Annotated in this window: 1 protein-coding gene; it reads right to left on the minus strand. The window is 33.9% G+C overall.

The features are described 5' to 3' along the window. A partial coding sequence (locus HMPREF0381_RS14055; protein ID WP_008752680.1) for an RHS repeat-associated core domain-containing protein occupies window positions 1–1,496 on the minus strand: 1,496 nt, incomplete at its 3' end. Between the last annotated feature and the right edge of the window lie 143 nt (window positions 1,497–1,639).

Raw genomic sequence — 1,639 nt, forward strand, 5'->3', positions numbered from 1 at the left:
TTTGCACTCTTTCCTCTACCTGTGGATTTCCCCCTGTTTCTTGTATTTCCACTTGGGTCGGTATAATTGACAGGGTCATTTTCTACAAAGCTATATCCGTTTAATCCGGTTGCCGACTCAATATCTCCGCTTACACTGTCTTCCGATAAGAACACTCCATCACTCGGATCATAGTATCTTGCTCTTAGATAATATAATCCTGTACTATCTTTCCATTCTCCATCAAATCCAAAGCTGGTTATTAAAGCTTTTTGAGTATCAATAAAATTTGTATCTTCATTATCTCCAAATGGTGTATAGAATATATTTTCTTCTCCGATTCTACCTAATACACTTTCTTTTTCATCTGTTATAAATATACTCTCAGTACCGGTTGAAAGTTCAACTGTCCTTTCATTTCCGTATATTAAATCCGTTTTTGAACTGTCATTATAAACAGATAGCACCTGTGTATCTTCAAAGCTTACATCATTTAATCTGTATTTACTTTCCAAGGTACCGTCGGAATTCAGTTCTTTGGTAAGAACTCGCTCTCCCATTGCATCATAGATTGCTTCAAATATTGTTACATCATTTTTCTTTATTCCTGTCAGGTTATCATTGATATCATATGTATAGCTAAACTTCTCTCCATCACTTGTAGCTGATATACGATTGCCGTTTTTATCATAAGAATATATGGTAGTTTTCTTAGGTGATTGTTTTTTGATGAGCCTGTTGCTTTCATCATATGTAAATGTAGTTACTTCTTCTTTATCACCTGTTTTTATGGTTTCACTTGTTCTATTGCCTGCATTATCATAGGTATAGCTTATATCCTTAGTACCTATATCACCTGTGATACTCTCACTTTTTAGCTGTGAATTATCAGTATAACTGTATCGGTATTCTAACTTTATAAAATCTGTATTATTACCTGAATTATCTGATACAGTATCCTCCACTGATAATACATTCTCACTTGAGGCTGTCAGCGTATCCTGATCTGTTAATGCACTTTCTTTAGTATCAGATTCCTTATTATCCTTACTCAACACAACATATCTTTTAGATATTCTGTCTTCACCGTCATACTCCAATGAGATCTTATATATGATATTTCCGACATTATCAGTATATGTCTTATCTACCAAGTCGCCGCTATCATTATATTTTTCTACGATAGTCTTGTTATCCGGCAGATGTGTAATTGTAGTATTTCCCACATACTCATAGCTGACAGTTTTATTATCACCGTATATTACAGATATAATTCTATCTTCACTGTCATATGTATATACAGTTGGCGGCTCACCGGCTACTTCAAGCTTACTTAAATTTCCTCTTTCATCATAAGTATAATTTATTGTCTTTCCGAATATATCTGTATAATTTAAAATATTTCCACTGTTATCATACTTGTAGGTGGAAGTTCCGGTATTCCCTGTAGCTTCTGATATATTCCCATTCTCATCATATCGGTATTCTAAAAGTTTCTTACTTTCACCATCTGACACTTCACTTTGAGATAGTATCCTGCCCTCACCGTCAAGCTCATATGTTAATTGCTTTCCGTCAGTCTTTACTATCTTGATTGGAATATCACTGGTGCTAGAATATATTTAGTACAAAACAAAATGAGATATTTCCTTATTTGTTA

Origin of the sequence: Lachnoanaerobaculum saburreum DSM 3986 (assembly GCF_000185385.1) — a bacterium.
GTDB classification, from domain to species: domain Bacteria; phylum Bacillota; class Clostridia; order Lachnospirales; family Lachnospiraceae; genus Lachnoanaerobaculum; species Lachnoanaerobaculum saburreum.